Origin of the sequence: Adonisia turfae CCMR0081 (genome assembly GCF_011009555.1) — a bacterium.
Taxonomy (GTDB): domain Bacteria; phylum Cyanobacteriota; class Cyanobacteriia; order Phormidesmidales; family Phormidesmidaceae; genus Leptothoe; species Leptothoe turfae.
Window position 1 is genome coordinate 714489 of record NZ_QXHD01000003.1, and the last position, 19851, is coordinate 734339.

Genomic DNA, 19851 nt, shown 5'->3' on the forward strand with positions numbered 1-19851 from the left:
GATTGCTTTAGTTAACCATTAGCCCGCACTATGCGGGCTTTTCTTGTGTGAAGGATTATCTGTTGTTCCCCATAAATACAATGCGGAGACAGACCATGCGTAAAGAATTGTAACAAGTTATCAGGTGCTAGTTGCAAGAACGTTGAACAAGATATTTTTTACTTTTTTTCCTAAAGTAAGAACGAAAAGAGGTTGACCAGTGTTTTGTCACCTTTTAATGGGTTAGAGATGAATTCTATTTGCCATTAACTACTAGCTATTGTTTAATGGCGTCTGCTGCGCCATGGTGCATCTGGCGCTACTGTATAGGAGATAGCTCAAACGCAACAAAACAGCTATCTAACGTTAGCTTCGCTAAGGAGATTGAATAATGACTCATGCAACTGTTGAGAGAGTTTCACCCACACAAACTGCACCCCGGCAAGCCAACTGCACCGCCTGTTTAAGTCGTAATTGTCCTATGGCTGGTGCTGCAGAGTATCCAGTACAGTTTTGCAATAGCTATCGGCAGGCCAACTGTTATTTCTGTGACAAGTCAGATTGTGCCCTAAATGGTTCGCTAGATTCTCCTGTTATGGCGTGTGATCAGTTTGTGCCCATCGCTATTTAAGCTGTTGACAAGCTCTTGATTAAGCTCAGTCACTAAAGACATTTATTGCTTTAGCTAACCATTGGCCCGCATGATGCGGGCTTTTTTTTGTAAAACCCCTGACCACAAATGACCCGTTAATTTTAGATACTATTCCAAATTTGCTGATATTAATTCACATTTACAAAAGAGATGACTGGCCGTCAGATCACCTGAGAAGTATTGAGGATACACCACAAGGGCACATGTCAATGCTCCCTATAAAACACTGGTATCTTAAGGAAAACAACATCCTGAGTAACATCTAGTCACATAAGTATAGTGTTTTGCAAGGGTTTGTTAAAGTATGCCATAGTAGTAAAAGTACCTAGGAAATCTCTGCTACTTATTAAGAATGCTTCTCGTTTTTGTTCGCTGCACCTGCCTGTTAACGCTAATGATCATCCCCAAAACAAGGTGGTCATTACTAGATTTCAAGGGCACGGACCTTTAGGACCTAATAAGACAATCTCGTGTTAGTTAAAACAGTTTAATTGTTACCCTCAGCCAGCAGAGTGATGTCTGACAGTATCCATAACACTAATAACGGCTGGAATGTTACCTATATCGGTGGCACAGCTGATTTGCAAGAGCCTCCTTCAGACACCGAGATGTCTGAGCCTGGTCATGGCTCCCGTTTGCCACTTGCCATGGCTACGGTGGGGGATCGGGTGTGGATTGCCCAACTTAACGGAGGGCAATCGATGGTTCGTCGCCTAACAGAGGTGGGGATTGTGCCAGGAAAGGAAATTACCGTCGCAAGTCGAACAGGCAGTGGATCAGTAGTTGTTGCCCTGCAAGGATGTCGGATTGGTTTGGGGGCTGGTATGGCCCACCGGGTCATGGTGACAACGGCAAACACAACTAACGGGGCTGTATCTCGGCAGCCCACACAGTCAATTAATGGAGAGAATGACATGACGTCAGAGATCGCTAGTTTAACGTTAAGTGATTTAAAGGTGGGGCAGTCAGGGCGTGTTCTAGGCTATCAGCCTGGCAGCCAAACCTATCGCGGCAAACTCCTGTCTATGGGATTAACACCGGGTGCCCAGTTTGTGGTTGTTCGCCAGGCTCCGATGGGAGACCCCATGGAAATTAATGTGCGAGGGATGCATCTGAGCCTGCGTAAAGGAGAAGCAGCTGTTCTACAAGTCGAAGTCATTGAGGTGGAGGAGGAATGCCATGGATAACTTGACCATTGCCCTATTGGGAAACCCAAACTGTGGCAAAACAACTTTGTTTAACGCCCTAACTGGAGCCAACCAGCATGTGGGTAATTGGCCAGGGGTGACTGTAGATCGCAAAGAAGGGTGCTATCAATATGGTGGGAAGACCATCAATGTGGTTGACCTGCCAGGTATTTACGCCATCGACACCAGTGATGATGGTAACTCTATCGATGAAACAATTGCCTGTAACTATTTGCTCTCGGAGCAAGCCCAGGTTGTCGTCAATATTTTAGATAGCTCAAACCTGGAGCGTAACCTTTATCTGACAACACAAATTTTGGAAATGGGGCTACCGTTGATAGTCGCATTAAATATGACGGATGTGGCGTCAGACCAGGGTGCCCAGGTAAATGCTACCCTGCTGTCACAGCGGTTGGGCTGTCCAGTAATCCCCATGGTGGCCTCTAAAGAACAGGGCATAGATGACCTGCGCCGTTGTTTAGATACCTTTCTCACCTCCCCATACTTGCCTGAGTCCCAGGTGGTTTACCCGTCCTTGATCGAATCGGCGGTGACGGAGCTGCTGCCCATGGTAGAGTCCCATGGGCGTTGGTCGGTCCTAAAACTTTTGGAATATGATGACGCGGCTGTGCCGAATATCTCTTCAGCTGTTCTACAGCGGGTGTCAGAGCATCGTCACCGTATCCATCAGGTGTTAGGCGAAGATATTGATATTGTGGTGGCCGATGGGCGCTATAGCTATGTCCATCGGTTAGTGGGTGATGTGGTTAGCCAGCCGCAAAATCTTGGTGTTACCACATCCGATAAGATTGACCAAGTGGTGTTAAACCGCTGGCTAGGCATCCCTATTTTCCTGGGGGTGATGTATCTGTTGTTTATGGTGGCTATCAATGTTGGTAGCGCATTTATCGACTTTTTTGACATTCTCTTTGGCACCGTGTTTGTTGACGGGCTGGGCCATTTATTAGCCGCTATTGGTATGCCGGAAGTGGTCCAGGTTGTATTGGCAGACGGCATGGGAGGGGGCATTCAAACGGTGGCCACCTTTATCCCAGTGATTGGCTGTTTGTTTTTATGCTTAGCATTTCTAGAAGACAGCGGCTACATGGCGCGGGCTGCATTTGTGATGGATCGCTTTATGCGATTTGTTGGGCTGCCGGGTAAATCGTTTGTGCCCATGTTAGTGGGGTTTGGCTGTAACGTGCCTGCGATTATGGCCACGCGCACCTTGGAGAGTCGCCGCGATCGCATCCTCACTATTTTAATGAATCCGTTTATGTCCTGCGGCGCACGACTGCCGGTGTATGCCCTATTTGCCGCTGCCTTTTTCCCCAGGGCTGGGCAGAATATTGTGTTTTTGCTGTACCTGGTGGGGATGGCCATGGCGATCATCACTGGGCTGATCATGAAATACACCCTGCTTAAGGGAGAGGCCAATCCATTTGTGATGGAGCTGCCCACCTATCATGTGCCCACATTCAAAGGGGTGCTACTGCGAGCCTGGGAACGACTCAAAAGCTTTATCCTGCGGGCAGGAAAAGTCATCGTGATTATGGTGATGGTGCTGAGTCTGTTAAACACCGTTGGTGTTGATGGTTCCTTTGGCAATGAAGACAGCGAAAACTCGGTGCTCAGTTCCCTGAGTCAGGGCATCACGCCAGTCTTTGCCCCCATGGGCATTAGCCAAGATAACTGGCCTGCCACCGTTGGTATTTTTACCGGGGTGTTTGCCAAAGAGGCGGTTGTTGGCACCCTGGATTCTCTCTATGGCCAGCTAGGCAATGATGCGGCCATGGCCTCTGGGATAGAGGTTGAAACTGAATCGTTTGATTTCTGGGGGAATATCGGAGAGGCTTTTGCCACTATTCCCGCCAATCTGGCTGATCTTTCCGGTACCTTTTTAGACCCTCTAGGTCTGGCGGTCGGTGATGTTAGTAGCCTTGAGGTAGCAGCCGACGAACAAGAGGTGGCCTACACCACCTTTGGTCAAATGGTGCTGCGGTTTGACGGTCGGGTGGCCGCCTTTGCCTATCTATTATTTGTGTTGATGTACTTCCCCTGTGTTGCAGCCATGGGAGCTGTATATCGGGAAACCAATGCTGGATGGACCGCGTTTGTGGGTCTCTGGACCACGGGGTTAGCCTATTGGACCGCCGTAGCCTATTACCAGGTCATGACCTTTAGCCAACATCCCCGTAGTGCGTTGGCCTGGATTGTGGGATTGGGAGTTGTTGCGATCGCAACCATAGTCATCATGAGACTCTCTTCACGAACCAAACGGCGACGACGACTTACCCTTGAGGGTCAGTAAACGACAGAGGGAGCGATGGAGACATCTATCGCTCCCTCTAGTGGTCTTAAACAAGCTACGTCTCATATGAATCGAACCTCACAATGCTCAAGGATATCCAGACTTACATTGCTCAAAAACACACAGTCTCCATGGCGGATCTAGCGCTGCACTTTCATACGGATAGTTATGCGCTCCAGCCAATGCTCCAAAAACTGAGACGCAAGGGACGTATTCAAGAACTGCCGATGCCGATAAAATGTTGTGGTTGCACAGCCTGTTCCCAAGATAGCCTCAAGCTTTATGAATGGATAGGCAATACCGACAGACCTCAGTGCAAAGCCGATTCTGTTACTTTGCACACCTGTACTAAAACATGACAAATGTCATTTATCCCCATGACCTGACGCCATAGTCGTGACATTAAAACCTGGATACGCTTGAGCCATAGGAAGCTCCAGAGGAATTTATCGGTTATGCAAAAACGTTGGCTTGGTGCAGGTTTAATGGTGATATCCGTTGGTTTTATGGGGGGGGCTAGCCTACAGTTGTCAGCCACTGCCCAACCAGCCGCTGAAGCTCAAACCGGTTTACCTCCGTTAGTTCAGCGAGAGTTATTCTTTGCTAATCCAGAGATTACGGGGGCGCAGCTATCTCCTGATGGTCAGTTTCTGGCATTTCAAAAGCCCTTAAATGGGGTGATCAATGTTTGGGTAAAGGGCATCGATGAGCCGATGGAAGCCGCTCGCCCGGTGACAGCGGATACGGATAGCCCAATCATTGCTTACTTTTGGAGTGCCGATGGTCGCTACATTCTTTATGGACAAGATAAAGAAGGCAATGAGAATTTCCATATTTACGCCGTTGAACCTGGCTCTTTGAAGGAGACTACTCCAACAGCCCGTAATTTAACCCCCATTGATGGAATTACGGCTCAACTGTATGCAGCCCCTAAGCAAACGCCTAATCAAATTATTGTGGGTCTTAACGATCGCAATCCGCAATTCCATGATATTTATCGCTTGGACTTAACTACAGGAGAACGCACATTACTGCTCCAGAATGACAACAATATTGGTGCCTGGACGACGGATTTGGCCGGTAATGTGCGTTTGGCTTATCGTCAGACCCTGGAGCGAGGGACTGAGATTTTAGCGGTCGAAGACGATGGGTTAACCCCTGTCTATACATGTCGTATAGAAGAAACCTGTGTTCCGTTGCGATTTCATCCAGATGGACAACAGGTGTATCTGATGAGCAACCGCGATCAGAACTTGATCCAGTTGGAACTGCTGAATCTTGAAAACCAGCAAACTCAAGTAATAGAAGCTGATCCAGAAAACCAGGTGGATCTAGGGGGGGCTGTATTTTCAGAGGCCACGGATGAGCTGATTGCTACCTACTACATTGGCGATCGCGCCCGTTTCTACCCGCAAACTGATGAAGTGGCAGCTGATTTGGCATTTCTGCAACAACAGCTGCCCGATGTAGATTTTTCGCTGCAGTCTGCGACCGAGGATGATCGTTTGGTTCTGATCACAGCCCAAAGCGACGTCAATCCCGGCTCAACTTACCTGTTTGATCGCAATGCTCAATCCTTGGAAAAACTATACGATGTTCGGCCAGAGCTACCAAGGGAGCACATGGCCACCATGCAGTCGATCCGCTACACCGCCCGCGATGGCCTGGAGATTCCCGCGTATCTAACCCTGCCTCAGGGGGTAGAACCTGTAAACTTGCCGGTGGTGGTGATGCCCCACGGTGGTCCCTGGGCCAGGGACACATGGGGATATAACCCCTTTATTCAGTTTCTGGCTAATCGGGGGTATGGGGTGCTACAGCCTAATTTTCGCGGTTCTACCGGTTATGGCAAAGATTTTCTCAATGCGGGGAATAACGAGTGGGGAACAGGGGCAATGCAGCACGATATCACCGATGGTGTGCAGTACCTGATTGAGGCAGGGATTGCCGATCCGGAACGGGTGGGGATTGTGGGGGGCTCCTACGGTGGGTATGCCACCCTGGCTGGATTAGCCTTTACCCCTGATATTTATGCCGCCGGTGCATCTATTGTGGGGCCGTCTAACCTGATCACCCTGTTAAACTCAATTCCCCCCTATTGGGCGTCCCTAAAAGCTACCTTTGCGTTGCGTTTGGGTGACCCCAATAACCCGAGCGATCGCAACCGGCTAGAAGCACAGTCACCCTTATTTTCCGCTGATCAGATCCAGTCGCCGCTGATGGTGATTCAAGGCGCGAACGACCCCCGCGTTAAACAGGCTGAGTCCGATCAAATTGTGGTAGCCCTGCGAGATCTAGACCGACCTGTCGAATACCTGGTAGCCCCCGACGAAGGCCATGGTTTTCGGAAAGAGATTAACAATCTAGCCATGACGGCAGCCTTAGAACGATTTTTCGCCGAGCACCTGAGTGGGCGCTATCAGCCGGAGATGTCTACAGAGGTAGAGGCTCAGCTGGCAGCTTTAACCGTTGATGTGGCCACTGTTACGGCAGATGCTTCCACAGAGCCTGAGGAGGTTGCCGTTGATCCCGCTGTGTATGAGCGCTATGTCGGTACCTACCAACTGTTACCCAATATGCAGCTCGACATTCGCGTAGAAGAAGAACAGCTGATCGCTCAGGCCACAGGCCAAGAATCTTTTCCCCTTTACCCTGCGTCCGAGACCCAGTTCTTTGCCCGCATCGCCGATATTTTTATTCAGTTCGATGTGTCAACAGCAGAAACCGTTAGCGGTCTGACGCTTTATCAATCAGGGCAAGAACTCGTTGCCCCCAAGGTTGAAGAGTAAACGTCATTAAAAGTGAACAATCCTGTAGGGGCACTCCCTTGTGGATGCCCTTTGACGCCATAATCTGATTAATCATTAAGATATGCTTACATGAATTTTGGACTGATCAATCAATTTGTGTTGTTTAGGGCATACTCCATCTAGGGCATACTCCTTTTACTGAAAGAACTATTGCCAAGATGATTAATCATAAACATGAATGCAAGTTTCTGCCGAAAGAAACTTGCATTAGTTATGAGGAATTAAAAAAACATTCCACTTATTCAGATGCGTGGATTGCCATTAATGGGCTTGTTTACGACATTACGGATTTCATCCCCAAACACCCTTTTGGTGACACCTTTAGAGGGAATTTAGGGACAGATTGTAGCGGTTTTTTTTCGTCTGCACATGTTCGCACGAATGTAGAAAACCTCATGGAGAATGAGCATTTTTTACAGAAAAATGACATAAAACTAGTAGGCAAACTTGACGTCACCCAAGATTACTTATGCAAAGATAATGACAACAAATATTTAGATAGAATCGTTTATCAGAAACTATGCAATGATGAATTTTGGTTGGAGCTAAAAGCCAAGGTCCATGAATACTTGATAGAGAATGATGAATCGACTCATTACTCTGCACATGAGGGAATTTTCTATCTTCTATACTATTCCAGTATATTTGTACTTTTATCATATTTAACCTGGATAAATTCCTCAATCTTGTCAGCGACATTACTGGGATTCCATATGGTTTGTGTGTCAGCTGGTATGTCCCATATGGTTGCGCATTTTGGCTTCACGAGAAATAAGTTACTAAACTTCGTCGCTTTGTATCTGATGGATTTGGGCGGATACTCATGTTTAGAATGGCAAATTTCTCATCAAACCCACCATAATCAACCCCATTCATCCATAGATTATCAAACTAATCAATACGCCCCCATACGTATTCATAAGTATGTAAAGCATGGTAAGTACCACAAATATCAATATATTTATTTTTGGATAGGGATTTTATTTTATCATTTTCGTGTTTTTCCCATGGGCACTATTTGGCTCATTAAAAATAGAGAGTTTGTGCGTTATAAATATGAGGTGATCGCCCATATTTTTGCCAAATTAGTCTTTCTTTCACTTGTTGCTTATTGTGGATACATCAGTAGTATTTGGAATGCGCTGATTCTATTAACCATATATTCGATATCTTACTCATTTTTTGCTTTTATCTTGCTCTACAATGATCACGAAGAAACCCATAATGTTTTAGCAGTAAATGAAAATATAAATCTTTATCACAAGAAGTTTTCATGGGCTGAAACTCAAGTCAGAACATCTGGTAATTGGCATCCAACTAACTGGATACTATCCTTTATCGAATTTCATTATGGCTACTTTAATTACCACATAGAACATCATTTATTTCCGAGTTTTAAGCCAAGCTTACTGAAAAAGATAAGCCCAATCGTTAAAGGTGTATGCGACAAATATGATATTCCATACATTTCAACAACATTTTTTGAGGTTCATCGCTCATTTCAAAGGCATATCACAAAAATGGGGCTTCCCTAAAAGAGTAAAATGTGGAGCTGCTCCAGCTTAGGGGACCATCACAACTCACGCACCTCAGCACAGGATAAAAATATCGAGCACGATAGAGTTTGCCTGATGGTAAGAATATTTTTTCCCTTTAGTCCCACCTCTGCGTGAAATAATATTTTTTCCCTCGTTTCATCTGGATGTATGGTTAGATGAAGTCATTGAATGATACATTTTTTGAGTATATAAAATACTAGATTTCACCGTAAACCCGAGGGACTGAGTTAACTCAAAGAAATGTTCTTCATCGTTATGATTAAACGATGAATCGCCTATCTTATTTAAGGCTTGAACTACTGCAAAAACCTCATTTTTGTCATTTACTATAGGTAAACAGAGGATATTCCGGGTGAGACAACCCGTATCACGATCAACTTGAGGATTAAATCTTGCATCATTGTAGGGATCCTCAATATTCAAAATTTCTCCCGTTGTGGCCACATATCCTGCAATGCCAGAATCTATAGGGATTTCAATACTGATTAACTGATCATCTTTGCCGCGCGCATTTTTTGACCACAAAATTTTGCGACTATGATCAACTACAAAAAAGGTGACTTGTTCAGCTTGAAGCAATTGAGCAATTTTTAATGAAATCGCCTGAAAGGTAATTTGGAGCTTAGAGTTAAAGGACCGGTCTCTAAGCAGATTCATTGAACTCACGACTTGTTCTAATTCGTGATTGAGTTTATTTAGAAAATCAGAGAATTGAGATGCAGATAGAGGAGAGATTAGGTTATTAATCGCATTAATATCTGTTTCTAAAATAAATGACGTCAGGTTGCTTAAACCAAGCAAAAACTCACCTTTAGAAATAGACAAACGTCCATCTTCCAAACTAATAATACGATCCGCAATATCTAAAATACGGTTATCATGCGTCACTAAAATAATTGTGCAACCTTGCTGCTTTGCCAATTGTTGCATCAGTTCTACAACTTCACGCCCTGTGTGTCCATCGAGAGAGGCTGTGGGTTCATCGGCTAAAATGACTTGAGGTTTATTAACCAATGCACGAGCAATGGCAACCCGTTGCTTTTGTCCTCCTGATAGTTGCTCGGGGCGTGAGTATAGGTATTTTCCTAAACCCACTGCCTCTAGCGCAGCTTTTGCTTGGGCTTTGGATCTCTTGGCTGAAATTGGATATAGTGCTGCCGCCATTTCGACATTTTTGATGGCGTTTAGAGAGCTTAATAGATTATGGTCCTGAAAAATGAAGCCAATTTGGCGACGAATTTTCTCTAAACGACCATGACTGACCCCTCTCATTTCCTGCCCTAAGACTTGTAAACTGCCTTCCTGAACGGTTCGTAATCCGCCCATTAAGGTGAGTAATGTCGTTTTACCAGATCCAGAAGGTCCTGTCATAATGACAATCTCCCCCGCCTGAATCTCAAGGTATATATCAAATAATATTTGTCGGCGGAGACGTCCTGCACCGTAATAATGGCTTAGCTGATTGGCGACAATGGTGGATTCTAATGCCATTGCTTTTAGTACTTCAGAATTGTGGTAAATGCCTACGCAAAATTAAATCTACTCATACAACTTGCCGAAGGTAGTGGAGATTACTGAAAGAGTCAATGGAGCGCTTTTATTTTGGGCTCTAATGGTTTACCTGCCAGCCTTAGGGAACTCTATTAAGGCTGACAAAATAACTCATTCTCAAGCCAATGGACATGACAACTCGCCCCATAAGTGCGTGATCAGCAGCGTTCGGACCTCGGCTTCAACGTGTAAGCAACTTTAGTTGCATCAATCTGCTCAAGCGGAGTTTTCACTATGCGGACTTTCATCGAACATATTTTCAACAATAATTTTACAAAACCTTACCGAAAGCAACTCACTCAACACCCTAAGCTTTGGATGATTGCGTTGTTAAGTATGACGATGGCATCGGCCCTTGGTGCTTTTTTGATTAGTGGCATTGGCCGGGAGGACAATGTGGCTAGTCAGATTGCCTTGGGGGCTTTAAATGACTATGCTGAACCAGCGTCAGTCTCTGCCTTAGGTTTTTTGAAACCTGAAGATGAGGTGACCAATATATCAGGAGCTGTTTCACCTCAGGGAGCGCGGATTGATCAGTTACTAGTGTCTCAAGGAGAACACGTTAAAGCGGGTCAAATAGTTGCAGTTCTTGATAATGAACCTCGCTTGAAAGCCGCTTTGAAGAAGGCTAAAGCCCAAGTCAACATAGCCCGCTCCAGGCTTTTGCAAGTGGAAGCAGGAGCCAAAGAAGGAGAGATTAATGCATTGGCAGCTAAACTGGAAAATTTAGACGCTGAACTGCAAGGTCAAATTATTGTCCAACAAGCGACCATTAAACGATTAGAGGCAGACTTAGCCGGAAAAATGGCAGCTCAAAAAGCAGTTAACGATCGGATTTCAGCAGAGTTTATAAATGCTGAAGCCGAATGTACGCGGTTTGAGCATTTACATGCTCAAGGAGCAATTTCAGAGTCTGAGCATGCCTTAAAGTGTTTAGAAAAAGAGATTGCTTACAAGCAAGAAGTTGAGTCTGAAGCTACACTAACCCGCATTATCAATAGTGGTCAAGAACAAATAGTAGAGGCAGAAGCACAACTTGAGAGAACAATTAACACCATGCGATACCAGAAAGCGGAAACTCAAGCTACCCTCGACCAGAGTTCTGAAGTTCGTGACGTGGATATCGCCCTTGCCCAGGCTGAATTAGCAGATGCAATGGTTGGTGTTGAGCAAGCTCAGGCAGAGCTTGAGCTTGCCTATGTCAGGGCACCCAGAGCAGGTCAGGTCTTGAAAATTAGCACCCGGCCAGGTGAAATTATTTCCAATCAAGGCATTTTAGAGCTAGGTCAAACTCAGCAAATGTATGCGATCGCTGAGGTCTATGAAACAGATATTAGTCGAGTCCATATAGGACAGAAAGCAGCTATTACGAGCGATGCTATCCCCTACACATTGCAGGGGACTGTCGATGAAATTGGCTTACAAATTGGTAAGCAAGAAGTATTTAGTACTAACCCCGCTTTTGATGTAGATGCTAGGGTGGTAGAAGTCAAAATCCGTCTTAATCCAGAAGATAGTCAAAAAGTTTCAGGTATGACCAATTTGAGAGTTGAAACGGTAATTAAAACCCCTGGATAAGACAATTCTTTCCTAATATATTGGGGCAGGAGTAAGTAGAGGCTACTGTTTGATGAGGGCATACTGTGCAGGTTAGATTTTCATCCTGTCCCTCATATTTCTGAGGTTTCAATATGTTTCGGACATTCTCGGTCGCTTGGGCTCAACTATTGCACCAAAAGGTCCAAACAATTGTTACGATTCTGGGCGTTGCTGTTACTGCAATTCTACTGTTCATGCAGGTTGGATTCCGTGTAGGTCTCTTAGAGAGTAGTACTCAACTTCCTGCTAGTTTCCAAAGTGATATTGTTCTAATCAGTAACTCTTCTATAGCTTTTTCGGTTGCCGTACCGTTTTCGGAACGTCGCTTAAATCAAGTTCTAGCCTTTGAAGAGGTGGAATCGGTAACGCCTATCTATATCACAATGATTTTCGTAAAAAGGCTGGAAGAACAACCTAAGTTCATGTCTTCTATGCAAGTCATTGCCTTCCCCCTCAAACCCAATGTGATGGATGTGCCAGGGTTGGCAGAAAATTTAGACAAGATAAAAGATGATAATTTTTTCTTACTGGATGGAAGGTCGCGTCCAGAACTATCTTCATTAATTGCTGAAATAAAAAATAATGGTAGAGTCAGCACTGAAATAACAAGTATTGGCTTTGAAAGGAAAAAAGTTGATCTTGTGGGTTTATTTGAGATGGGTGCAAGCACCTTCTACAATGGTAACTTAATCACCAGTGAAGCTAATTTCTTGAAAGTCTTTGGCCTAGGTCAAGGAGAAATTATTGCTGGTTTAGTTCATGTCAAACCCGGAGTTGATGTTCCCCAATTAATATCTCGAATAAAAAGTTATCTGCCTGACGATGTGAAGATTATGTCTCGGAAAGAACTCATCAGGGAAGACAAGGCGTTTATAGAAACTAGCTCGCCCATGGGCATAGTTATTCTCTTCGCCATGCTTTTTTCGATTTTAATTGGAATTGTAGTACTATACCAAGTTCTTTATCAAAACATATCAAGGTTCGCTAAAGAGTATGCAACATTAAAAGCGATTGGCTATAGTCAACGATTTTTGGTGGAAATTGTGTTGGAGCAGGTATTTGTTTTCGCTATTTTGGGTTACATTCCTGGTTTTATTGCTTCTTGTTTTGTCTATGATGCGTTATCTGCAGCTACTAAGATGAAGTTTCTAATGAGCTTCAACATAGCAGCTTTTGTCCTGTTCGTAATTTTCTTTATTTGTACAGTTTCTGGAATTATTGCAACAAATAAATTGAAAGAAGCAAATCCTGTAGACGTTTTTAACTAGGGTTTGCTGATGATCACTCAACTCATCAATGTGGTAGCAGCGACCGATCTTTTTTGACATCACGAATATCCTGACTCTTTAGGGATACCCAGTCTCTATTAGAAGAGTTGCGGCTTGTTTTGCCTGTTGGGCAGCGTCTGAAGATTGCTCCATCATCGCGACAATGGTTGCTCCATTGATCAAAATCACCAGCTGTTGTGTGATTATTTCTGGATTCGGATGCTGCGTTGCTTTGACCAGGTTGAGCAGATAATCTTTAATCACTTGCTGATGTCTGAGGGATACCTGGTAGCCAGGGTGATCTGGATCGGCCAGTTCGACAGCAGAATTGATAAAGGCACAGCCGCGAAAGTTGGGTGCTTCAAACCATTCTTGCAACACATCAAAGACAACAAGCAGACGTTCGCGAGGCTCGGTGGTAATTTCTTCTACCCGGCGTGTAAACCAGTTGCCCCAACTTTCATCCTGCTGCTGAAGATAGGCTGCAATCAAGGCATCCTTGGACTTGAAGTTATTGTAGAGGGACATTTTGGCAACACCCGACTCGGCAATGATGCGGTCAATGCCAACGTTTTGAACGCCTTCTTTGTAGAAGAGTTCAGAAGCAGCCGTCAGGATGCGATCGCGAGCAGATGGGCGTTTAGTACGAGGCGGCATAGGCGCTATAACCAGTTAGTTCCGATCGTGTAGACAGGTCTGTATATTGTAAACGATTTAGTCTGGGATAAATTGGCTCCTTGGATAACTGCACCGCTTAAAAGCGTGTGACTCAAATCTGCAAAAAGGCAAGCAATATGGGGTGATGGGGGGATGCAATAGCTGCCAAATTTCTGCCATTGGGTATTAGTTAGATCTAAGTTCTTCCACATCAATGGTTGGATAGTTTGTGGGGATGCCTAAACAGGCTTCAATTTTAGTTGCAAACTCCCTTAAGTACTCTGTACTGATACATTTGAGCGTTGGTTCTGCATTGAATGTGGTGATGGACAGTTGATTTTCCCTGGCATTTTGCTGCTGTCTCTTTAAACAAGGTCGAGCGGGCACGTTCAGTTGAATCGTATCGGGCAAAATATCTTGGATCATCTGAATATACTTAGCTTGACTTTGTGAGTCCCACAGATTCGAGAGTGTTGTTTGGAGGGTGAGTTTGCCTGAATAGCTGTTAGAGAACTGGCAAAGGCTTTGAAAAATAGATTTCAGACGAAGCCGTGCAACAGGCTGATTGATGCCCTGAAGTTGCTGCTGGGATATGGCGTCTAGCTTCACAACAACGTGATCGGCTAACTGTAGATCAGCACAAACAGTCTGATCGCTCAGCAAACTACCATTGGTTAGAACCGTAATCGGCACCATTGTCTGTTCTTTAATACAGGCGATAATTTCACCCAGGTTGAGCGCTAATGTGGGCTCTCCACTGCCGTTGAGGGTGACAACATCAATGGCCCCCAAGGGCAGCAAGTCTGTAAGGGCTCGATAAATTTGCGGGGTACTCACAAAGATTTGACGCTGGCTCGTTTTGTGTTGAATATTGCCCAGATGACAGTAGATGCAATTAAAGGAACACGTTGAAATGGGTCCAACAGGATCAATCCCTAAAGATTGACCAAACTGCCATGATGGTACTGGACCATAAATGGGATTAAACGATGTGGAAGCCATGATGCTTTGCCTTCATTGTTACCCTAGCGTATCGTCCCTTTCATCGCTTCAGTATCGATGGTACGGAGCATATATAGACGCAATAAATCTCCTACAGTACCTGCCACCAGGGAAACTTTTCGCAAGAACTTCCATACCTTAGGCGCTGAACTCTCGGCAATGGTCTTCATTTTTAGATTTCGGGCAGCACATCGATCGAGGCGCTTAAAGAATTCGGGATGATCCACATCGAGAATCACGGGAAAAGCACGGGCTGAGGTGTTGTTGGTTTCTCGGATGACGTCGACATCAAACTGGGTGGCATTGAGACCCAGGGATTCGTAAAACTTGGTGCGCTCGTGGACGGTGAGGCTGTGGGTAGCAAAAACCGATAGCAAAAAGAAGCGACTCCAGAGGCGAGATTTCCAGGTGTTCCACATGCTGGGCTGCGATCGCAACAATGCCTTAAAGATATCGCCATGGCGGTTCTCATCCTGACACCAGCTCTCAAAGTAGTTAAACAGCGGATAAAAGTTATTTTCAGGATGCTGCTCTAAATGGCGATGGATCAAAATATAGCGCCAGTAGCCAATTTTCTCCGATAGATACACAGCATAGATAATCCACTCCACTGGAAAAAACGTATAGTTACGTTTCTTGGTGAGCTTACCGAGATCTAATGAGATATTAAAATCCGCCATGGCTTTATTCAGAAAACCAGCATGGCGAGCCTCATCTCGAGCCATCAGCGCAAAGATCTCTGCCAGCATCGGACTGCGTCCCTTCAGCTTACGCGACAGTTCTTTAAATAACAGAAACCCTGAAAACTCTGAAACACAGGAGCGCTCTAAATAATCAATGAAGGCCTCCCGTTCTTCCCCTTGAATATGATCCCAGACTTGCTTAAAGGCATCATCACGCACAAAGTGATGGCGATTATAGTCAGCCTTCATCTCTGACAGCATGGCTTTCAGATCCTCCTCCCCGCTAGAAAGATCTAAATTGGCAGCTTTTTCAAAGTCAGTGGTGTAAAAACGAGGGGTCAGTAAATTTTCCTCAACCTGGGATTTTCGGCTTGTGGCGATGTTCTCAGGGGATGATGCAGTGCTGACCATACAATTTTTTTCCTCAGATATCATTCATAGCTTTATAGCTATTAAAAGCATAGGCTGATTCAGTACAGATAACATAGACGTCATATTTTTTTATTTTCTCGAATTCTTTTAGCAACATCGTTAACCCTAGATGCATCAATTTTTTCCCCTCGGATAACTATGGTTTGGTGATCGTCCCAGAGACCCAAACTATCCTTAGAAAGTAAAGTTTTGAAAACAAACATAAGGTTAAATTGCTTAATCGCTATACGGTGATTAAAGCTAAACCCGTTGAGAAAGATTTGATCCATGAGTCTTCAAGTCAACCTACCAAAAGCTAAGGCAACTGCGTCTGCCGCTGATGTTCCAGTTCTGCCACCCAGCGATGGGCGTCAGCGCTTCAAGCAATATGTGCAAACATTGCAGGATGATATTTGTTCTGCCCTAGAGCAATTAGACGGCAAAGCAAAATTTCAAGAAGATAACTGGCAGCGTGATGGCGGTGGCGGTGGTCGTACCCGGGTGATTCAGGATGGGCAAGTTTTTGAGCAGGGTGGCGTAAACTTTTCAGAAGTGTGGGGAGATACCTTACCCCCCGGTATCTTAAGTCAACGCCCAGAAGCTGCAGGGAATGGATTTTATGCGACAGGTACTTCCATGGTGTTGCACCCGCGTAATCCCTACGTGCCCACAGTGCACCTCAACTACCGTTATTTTGAAGCTGGCTCTGTATGGTGGTTTGGTGGCGGTGTGGATCTAACCCCCTACTATCCCACGATTGAGGATGTGATCCAATTTCACTCCACCTTAAAACGGGCCTGTGATGCTCATCATCCGAAGTTCTACCCTGCTTTTAAGCGTTGGTGCGATGAATACTTCTATCTTAAGCATCGTCAAGAATCGCGGGGTGTGGGCGGTGTCTTCTTTGACTATCTGGATTACCGTGGCAATCTCTACTCAGGTCCTAATTTAAGTGGAGATGCGGCCGCCTATAGCCAGCAGGTAGGTCCAGTGACCCTCAGCTGGGAAGATTGGTTTGCCTTTGTGCAAAGTTGTGGCAATGCATTTTTGCCAGCCTATCTACCCATTGCAGAGCGTAATCAGAATAAACCCTATGGTGAGCGCGAGCGCGAGTTCCAGCTCTATCGTCGGGGACGTTATGTCGAATTTAACCTGGTTTATGATCGGGGTACTATATTTGGCTTACAGACCAATGGTCGAACTGAGTCTATTTTGATGTCGCTACCGCCTCTGACTCGCTGGCAGTATGGCTATAAGGCCGAAGCCGATACACCAGAAGCTGAGCTGACTAATCTCTTTCTCAAGCCCCAGGATTGGGTGAACTGGGTGCCAACGCCTTGATTTAATTGTCAAAGCTGCTCAGCAAGGGATAACAATGGGGATCTCCAACTACACTAATCATCTAGAGAGACTTTTACTCAGGAAGGCTCCAAACTCCTGAGTACGTTGCCTATCCCTTGCCTTTTCTCTTCCAATCGTTCTGTTTAAGATTGTCTCCGCTTGATCAATATTAATCATTTGAGGTATTTACAATGGATCACAATTTAGCATCCTGTCTTCGAGAAGGAACCCAACAATCCCATACCCTGGCGGAAAATACAGCGTTTATGAAATGTTTTCTCAAAGGGATTCTTGAAAAGGAACCCTTTCGGAAATTGATGGCTAATCTGTACTTTGTTTATAGTGCCTTGGAAGAAGAAATGCGTGGCCATGCTCAACATTCTGTGGTGGGTCCCATGTATTTTCCCTTATTAGAGCGGGTCCCTCAATTAGAAAAAGACCTTGCCTTCTACTATGGTGATAATTGGCGTGATGAAATTGCTGCATCTCCCGAAGGGCTTCGTTATGTAGAGCGCATTCGTGAGGTGGCTAAACAGAATCCTGCGTTGCTCATAGCCCATTCCTATGTCCGCTATATGGGTGATCTCTCTGGTGGGCAAGGGTTAAAGGCCATTACTCGCTCCGCCCTGGATCTGCCAAATGGTGTGGGAACAGCCTTCTACGAATTTTTAGATATCCCCACAGTGGAATCTCGACGAGCCTTCAAGGAAAAGTATAGAAACAACCTCAATTCTCTACCAATCGAAACCAGTCTGGCACAGCAAATTGTGGATGAAGCGAATTTAGCCTTTCAGATTAATCGAGATGTTATGCATGAACTGGAACCGTTGGTGAAGGAGGCTATTGGTGATCATGTTTTTGATCTAGTCACTCGCCAAGATAAGTCTGGCAGTACAGAACATCGCCACCATCATCAGTCTCCTGAAATGGTATAAGCAGACTAGCTGCTGAGCTTCAGAAATCTCCTCTTGTATGAACCTCCATGTCCCCCCTTTTGCGGGGGGTTTTTTTCGCTCTTCAATCTGAGATAGACATGAAATCTTTGCTTCAAACCGTTGAATTTGATGCCGATTTAATTCAAAAGTATAATCAGCCCTTACCCCGTTATACCAGCTATCCTCCAGCGACTGAGTTAACGGATCAATTCAATGCCCATGTGGTGGATGCAGCGTTTGCCACAGGGAACTACAAACAAACACCGCTTTCCCTTTACTGTCATATTCCCTTTTGCCAGAGCGCCTGTTATTTCTGTGGATGTAATACAATTGTCACCCAAAAGACAGCGGTGACAAATCCTTATCTGGACGCTCTCATTCGTAATATTGAGCAGGTTGCAAGCTTAACCGATTCACAACGAGTGGTCAACCAGCTTCACTGGGGTGGTGGGACTCCCAATTATCTAACCCTTGAGCAGGTGGATCGACTTTGGCAAGTTTTGCACCAACAGTTTTCCTTTTCTCAAGATGCTGAGATTTCCATTGAGGTGAATCCTGCCACCCTTAGCCGTGACTATATACTAGGCTTGCGAGAGATTGGTTTTAACCGCATTAGCTTTGGCATTCAAGATTTTGACCCCCGGGTGCAGGTGGCGATTAATCGTCTACAGCCAGAAGACATGCTTTTCCAGGTGATGGATTGGATGCGAGAAGCGGCCTTTGATAGTGTGAATGTTGACTTGATCTATGGCCTTCCATACCAGTCCCTAACCACATTTAGCGATACCATTACTAAAACCCTGGCGCTAGACCCAGATCGGATTGCAGTGTTTAACTTTGCCTATCTGCCGCATTTATTACCAATGCAGCAAAAACACATTGATCCGGCTACATTACCATCCCCATCGGAAAAGCTCGATATCTTACATATGTCCATTGATCAGCTGACTCACCATGGGTATCAGTTTATTGGCATGGATCATTTTGCTAAACCTGATGATGAATTGACCCTGGCGCAACAAACTGGTCAGCTACATCGCAACTTTCAGGGATATACCACTCAGCCTGAATCCGATCTTCTATCCTTTGGCATAACTGCCATTAGTATGTTTCAAAATGTCTATACCCAGAATTATAAACGGCTGAAGGGGTTTTATGATGCGATCGCACCATCGCCGACGGATCAGCTCACAGCCAAACACCTTCCCATTGAACGCAGCGTTGTTCTTAGCAAGGACGACATTTTGCGGCGGGCTATCATCATGGAATTAATGTGTCAGTTTGAGCTATCGAAAGCCGCGATTGAAGATAAATACCACCTCAATTTTGAGCAGGATTTTGATACATATTTTGCCCGCGAACGTCGGGATTTAGAAACCTTGGCCGCAGATGGTCTGGTGCGACTCACCCCTAACCACATTGAAGTGGCACCAGCGGGGCGTTTACTGATCAGAAACATTGCCGCTGTATTTGATACCTATTTGAGAAATCGCAAAATTCGTCAATTCTCTCAATCAGTTTAGGCGTTTGCCATTAAATCACCGCTAGATTACCGTCCGTTACTCATCACTCATCGCCCCATCCAAACGCTTCATCGGGCTTTGTGCTTATGGTTTATCCCTTAGAGGCTAAGTCAAGGGCCTGACTAGCCTCTAAGGGATAACACCAACAAAAAACTCGTAAAATGTCAGAAAAAAAAAATTGACAATTAGATAACCATTCAGTTATATATTTATATAGCTCAATGAGCGCTTTTAATTTTGTTTCGCTACATACCAAATGGATTCATGATGCATACACTTCGACCGTATCAATCCGTTAGTCCATGGGAACGCTTTTGCGCATGGATCACCAGCACTGAAAATCGATTATATGTTGGCTGGTTCGGGACCCTTTTGATTCCCAC

General features: G+C 45.1%; 15 protein-coding genes and 1 pseudogene. 12 read left to right on the forward strand and 4 right to left on the reverse strand.

Annotated features, from left to right (window positions below):
- Positions 1–370: 370 nt before the first annotated feature.
- The 6 genes from DXZ20_RS03810 to DXZ20_RS03835 all read left to right on the forward strand — a co-directional run bounded on the left by DXZ20_RS03810 (position 371) and on the right by DXZ20_RS03835 (position 8474).
- A complete protein-coding gene (locus DXZ20_RS03810) occupies positions 371–610 on the forward strand; it encodes a hypothetical protein (RefSeq protein ID WP_163696493.1) in 240 nt (79 codons plus the stop codon).
- Between the two features lie 536 nt (positions 611–1146).
- A complete protein-coding gene (locus DXZ20_RS03815; RefSeq protein ID WP_163696495.1) occupies positions 1147–1818 on the forward strand; it encodes a FeoA family protein in 672 nt (223 codons plus the stop codon).
- Complete coding sequence (feoB, locus tag DXZ20_RS03820) at positions 1811–4129, forward strand: Fe(2+) transporter permease subunit FeoB (RefSeq protein ID WP_163667115.1); 2319 nt, start codon at positions 1811–1813, stop codon at positions 4127–4129. The genes DXZ20_RS03815 and feoB overlap by 8 nt, the downstream gene beginning before the upstream one ends.
- A gap of 83 nt (positions 4130–4212) precedes the next feature.
- On the forward strand, positions 4213–4488 hold the full coding sequence (locus DXZ20_RS03825) for a FeoC-like transcriptional regulator (protein ID WP_163696497.1): 276 nt from the start codon (positions 4213–4215) through the stop codon (positions 4486–4488).
- A gap of 96 nt (positions 4489–4584) precedes the next feature.
- Positions 4585–6918 (forward strand): alpha/beta fold hydrolase, encoded by a 2334-nt coding sequence (locus tag DXZ20_RS03830; protein ID WP_163696499.1) that lies wholly within the window; start codon positions 4585–4587, stop codon positions 6916–6918.
- 179 nt (positions 6919–7097) lie between these two features.
- Positions 7098–8474 (forward strand): fatty acid desaturase, encoded by a 1377-nt coding sequence (locus DXZ20_RS03835; RefSeq protein ID WP_163696501.1) that lies wholly within the window; start codon positions 7098–7100, stop codon positions 8472–8474.
- Positions 8475–8633: 159 nt separating this feature from the next.
- Here the strand turns inward: DXZ20_RS03835 and DXZ20_RS03840 are convergent, their stop codons facing one another.
- Complete coding sequence (locus tag DXZ20_RS03840) at positions 8634–9989, reverse strand: ATP-binding cassette domain-containing protein (protein WP_163696503.1); 1356 nt, start codon at positions 9987–9989, stop codon at positions 8634–8636.
- Between the two features lie 294 nt (positions 9990–10283).
- Between DXZ20_RS03840 and DXZ20_RS03845 the strand changes: the two genes are divergently transcribed.
- Positions 10284–11627: an HlyD family efflux transporter periplasmic adaptor subunit gene (locus tag DXZ20_RS03845; RefSeq protein WP_163696505.1), complete on the forward strand. Its 1344-nt coding sequence runs from the start codon at positions 10284–10286 to the stop codon at positions 11625–11627.
- A 113-nt stretch (positions 11628–11740) separates the two neighbouring features.
- Entirely contained in the window at positions 11741–12916 is a 1176-nt protein-coding gene (gene devC, locus DXZ20_RS03850; protein ID WP_163696507.1) for an ABC transporter permease DevC, read from the forward strand.
- Positions 12917–12994: 78 nt separating this feature from the next.
- On the opposite strand, the gene DXZ20_RS03855 is transcribed toward devC, so the two are convergent.
- From DXZ20_RS03855 to acsF, 3 genes are all read right to left on the reverse strand, one after another.
- The gene (locus tag DXZ20_RS03855) at positions 12995–13573 is read right to left on the reverse strand and encodes a TetR/AcrR family transcriptional regulator (RefSeq protein WP_163696510.1); all 579 of its coding nucleotides are present in this window, start codon (positions 13571–13573) and stop codon (positions 12995–12997) included.
- 186 nt (positions 13574–13759) lie between these two features.
- The gene (locus tag DXZ20_RS03860) at positions 13760–14575 is read right to left on the reverse strand and encodes a radical SAM protein (protein WP_163696512.1); all 816 of its coding nucleotides are present in this window, start codon (positions 14573–14575) and stop codon (positions 13760–13762) included.
- A gap of 23 nt (positions 14576–14598) precedes the next feature.
- Positions 14599–15669: a magnesium-protoporphyrin IX monomethyl ester (oxidative) cyclase gene (acsF, locus tag DXZ20_RS03865; protein WP_163667141.1), complete on the reverse strand. Its 1071-nt coding sequence runs from the start codon at positions 15667–15669 to the stop codon at positions 14599–14601.
- Positions 15670–15957: 288 nt separating this feature from the next.
- On the opposite strand from acsF, the gene hemF reads away from it, so the two are divergent.
- The 4 genes and pseudogenes from hemF to DXZ20_RS38670 form a co-directional block, all read left to right on the forward strand.
- The gene (gene hemF / locus DXZ20_RS03870) at positions 15958–17010 is read left to right on the forward strand and encodes an oxygen-dependent coproporphyrinogen oxidase (protein ID WP_250565071.1); all 1053 of its coding nucleotides are present in this window, start codon (positions 15958–15960) and stop codon (positions 17008–17010) included.
- A 191-nt stretch (positions 17011–17201) separates the two neighbouring features.
- Positions 17202–17945 (forward strand): biliverdin-producing heme oxygenase, encoded by a 744-nt coding sequence (locus DXZ20_RS03875; RefSeq protein WP_163667144.1) that lies wholly within the window; start codon positions 17202–17204, stop codon positions 17943–17945.
- 98 nt (positions 17946–18043) lie between these two features.
- Positions 18044–19468 (forward strand): oxygen-independent coproporphyrinogen III oxidase, encoded by a 1425-nt coding sequence (hemN, locus tag DXZ20_RS03880; protein WP_163696514.1) that lies wholly within the window; start codon positions 18044–18046, stop codon positions 19466–19468.
- A 264-nt stretch (positions 19469–19732) separates the two neighbouring features.
- Positions 19733–19851 (forward strand): annotated as a pseudogene (locus tag DXZ20_RS38670) (Photosystem Q(B) protein 1); the annotation flags it as partial.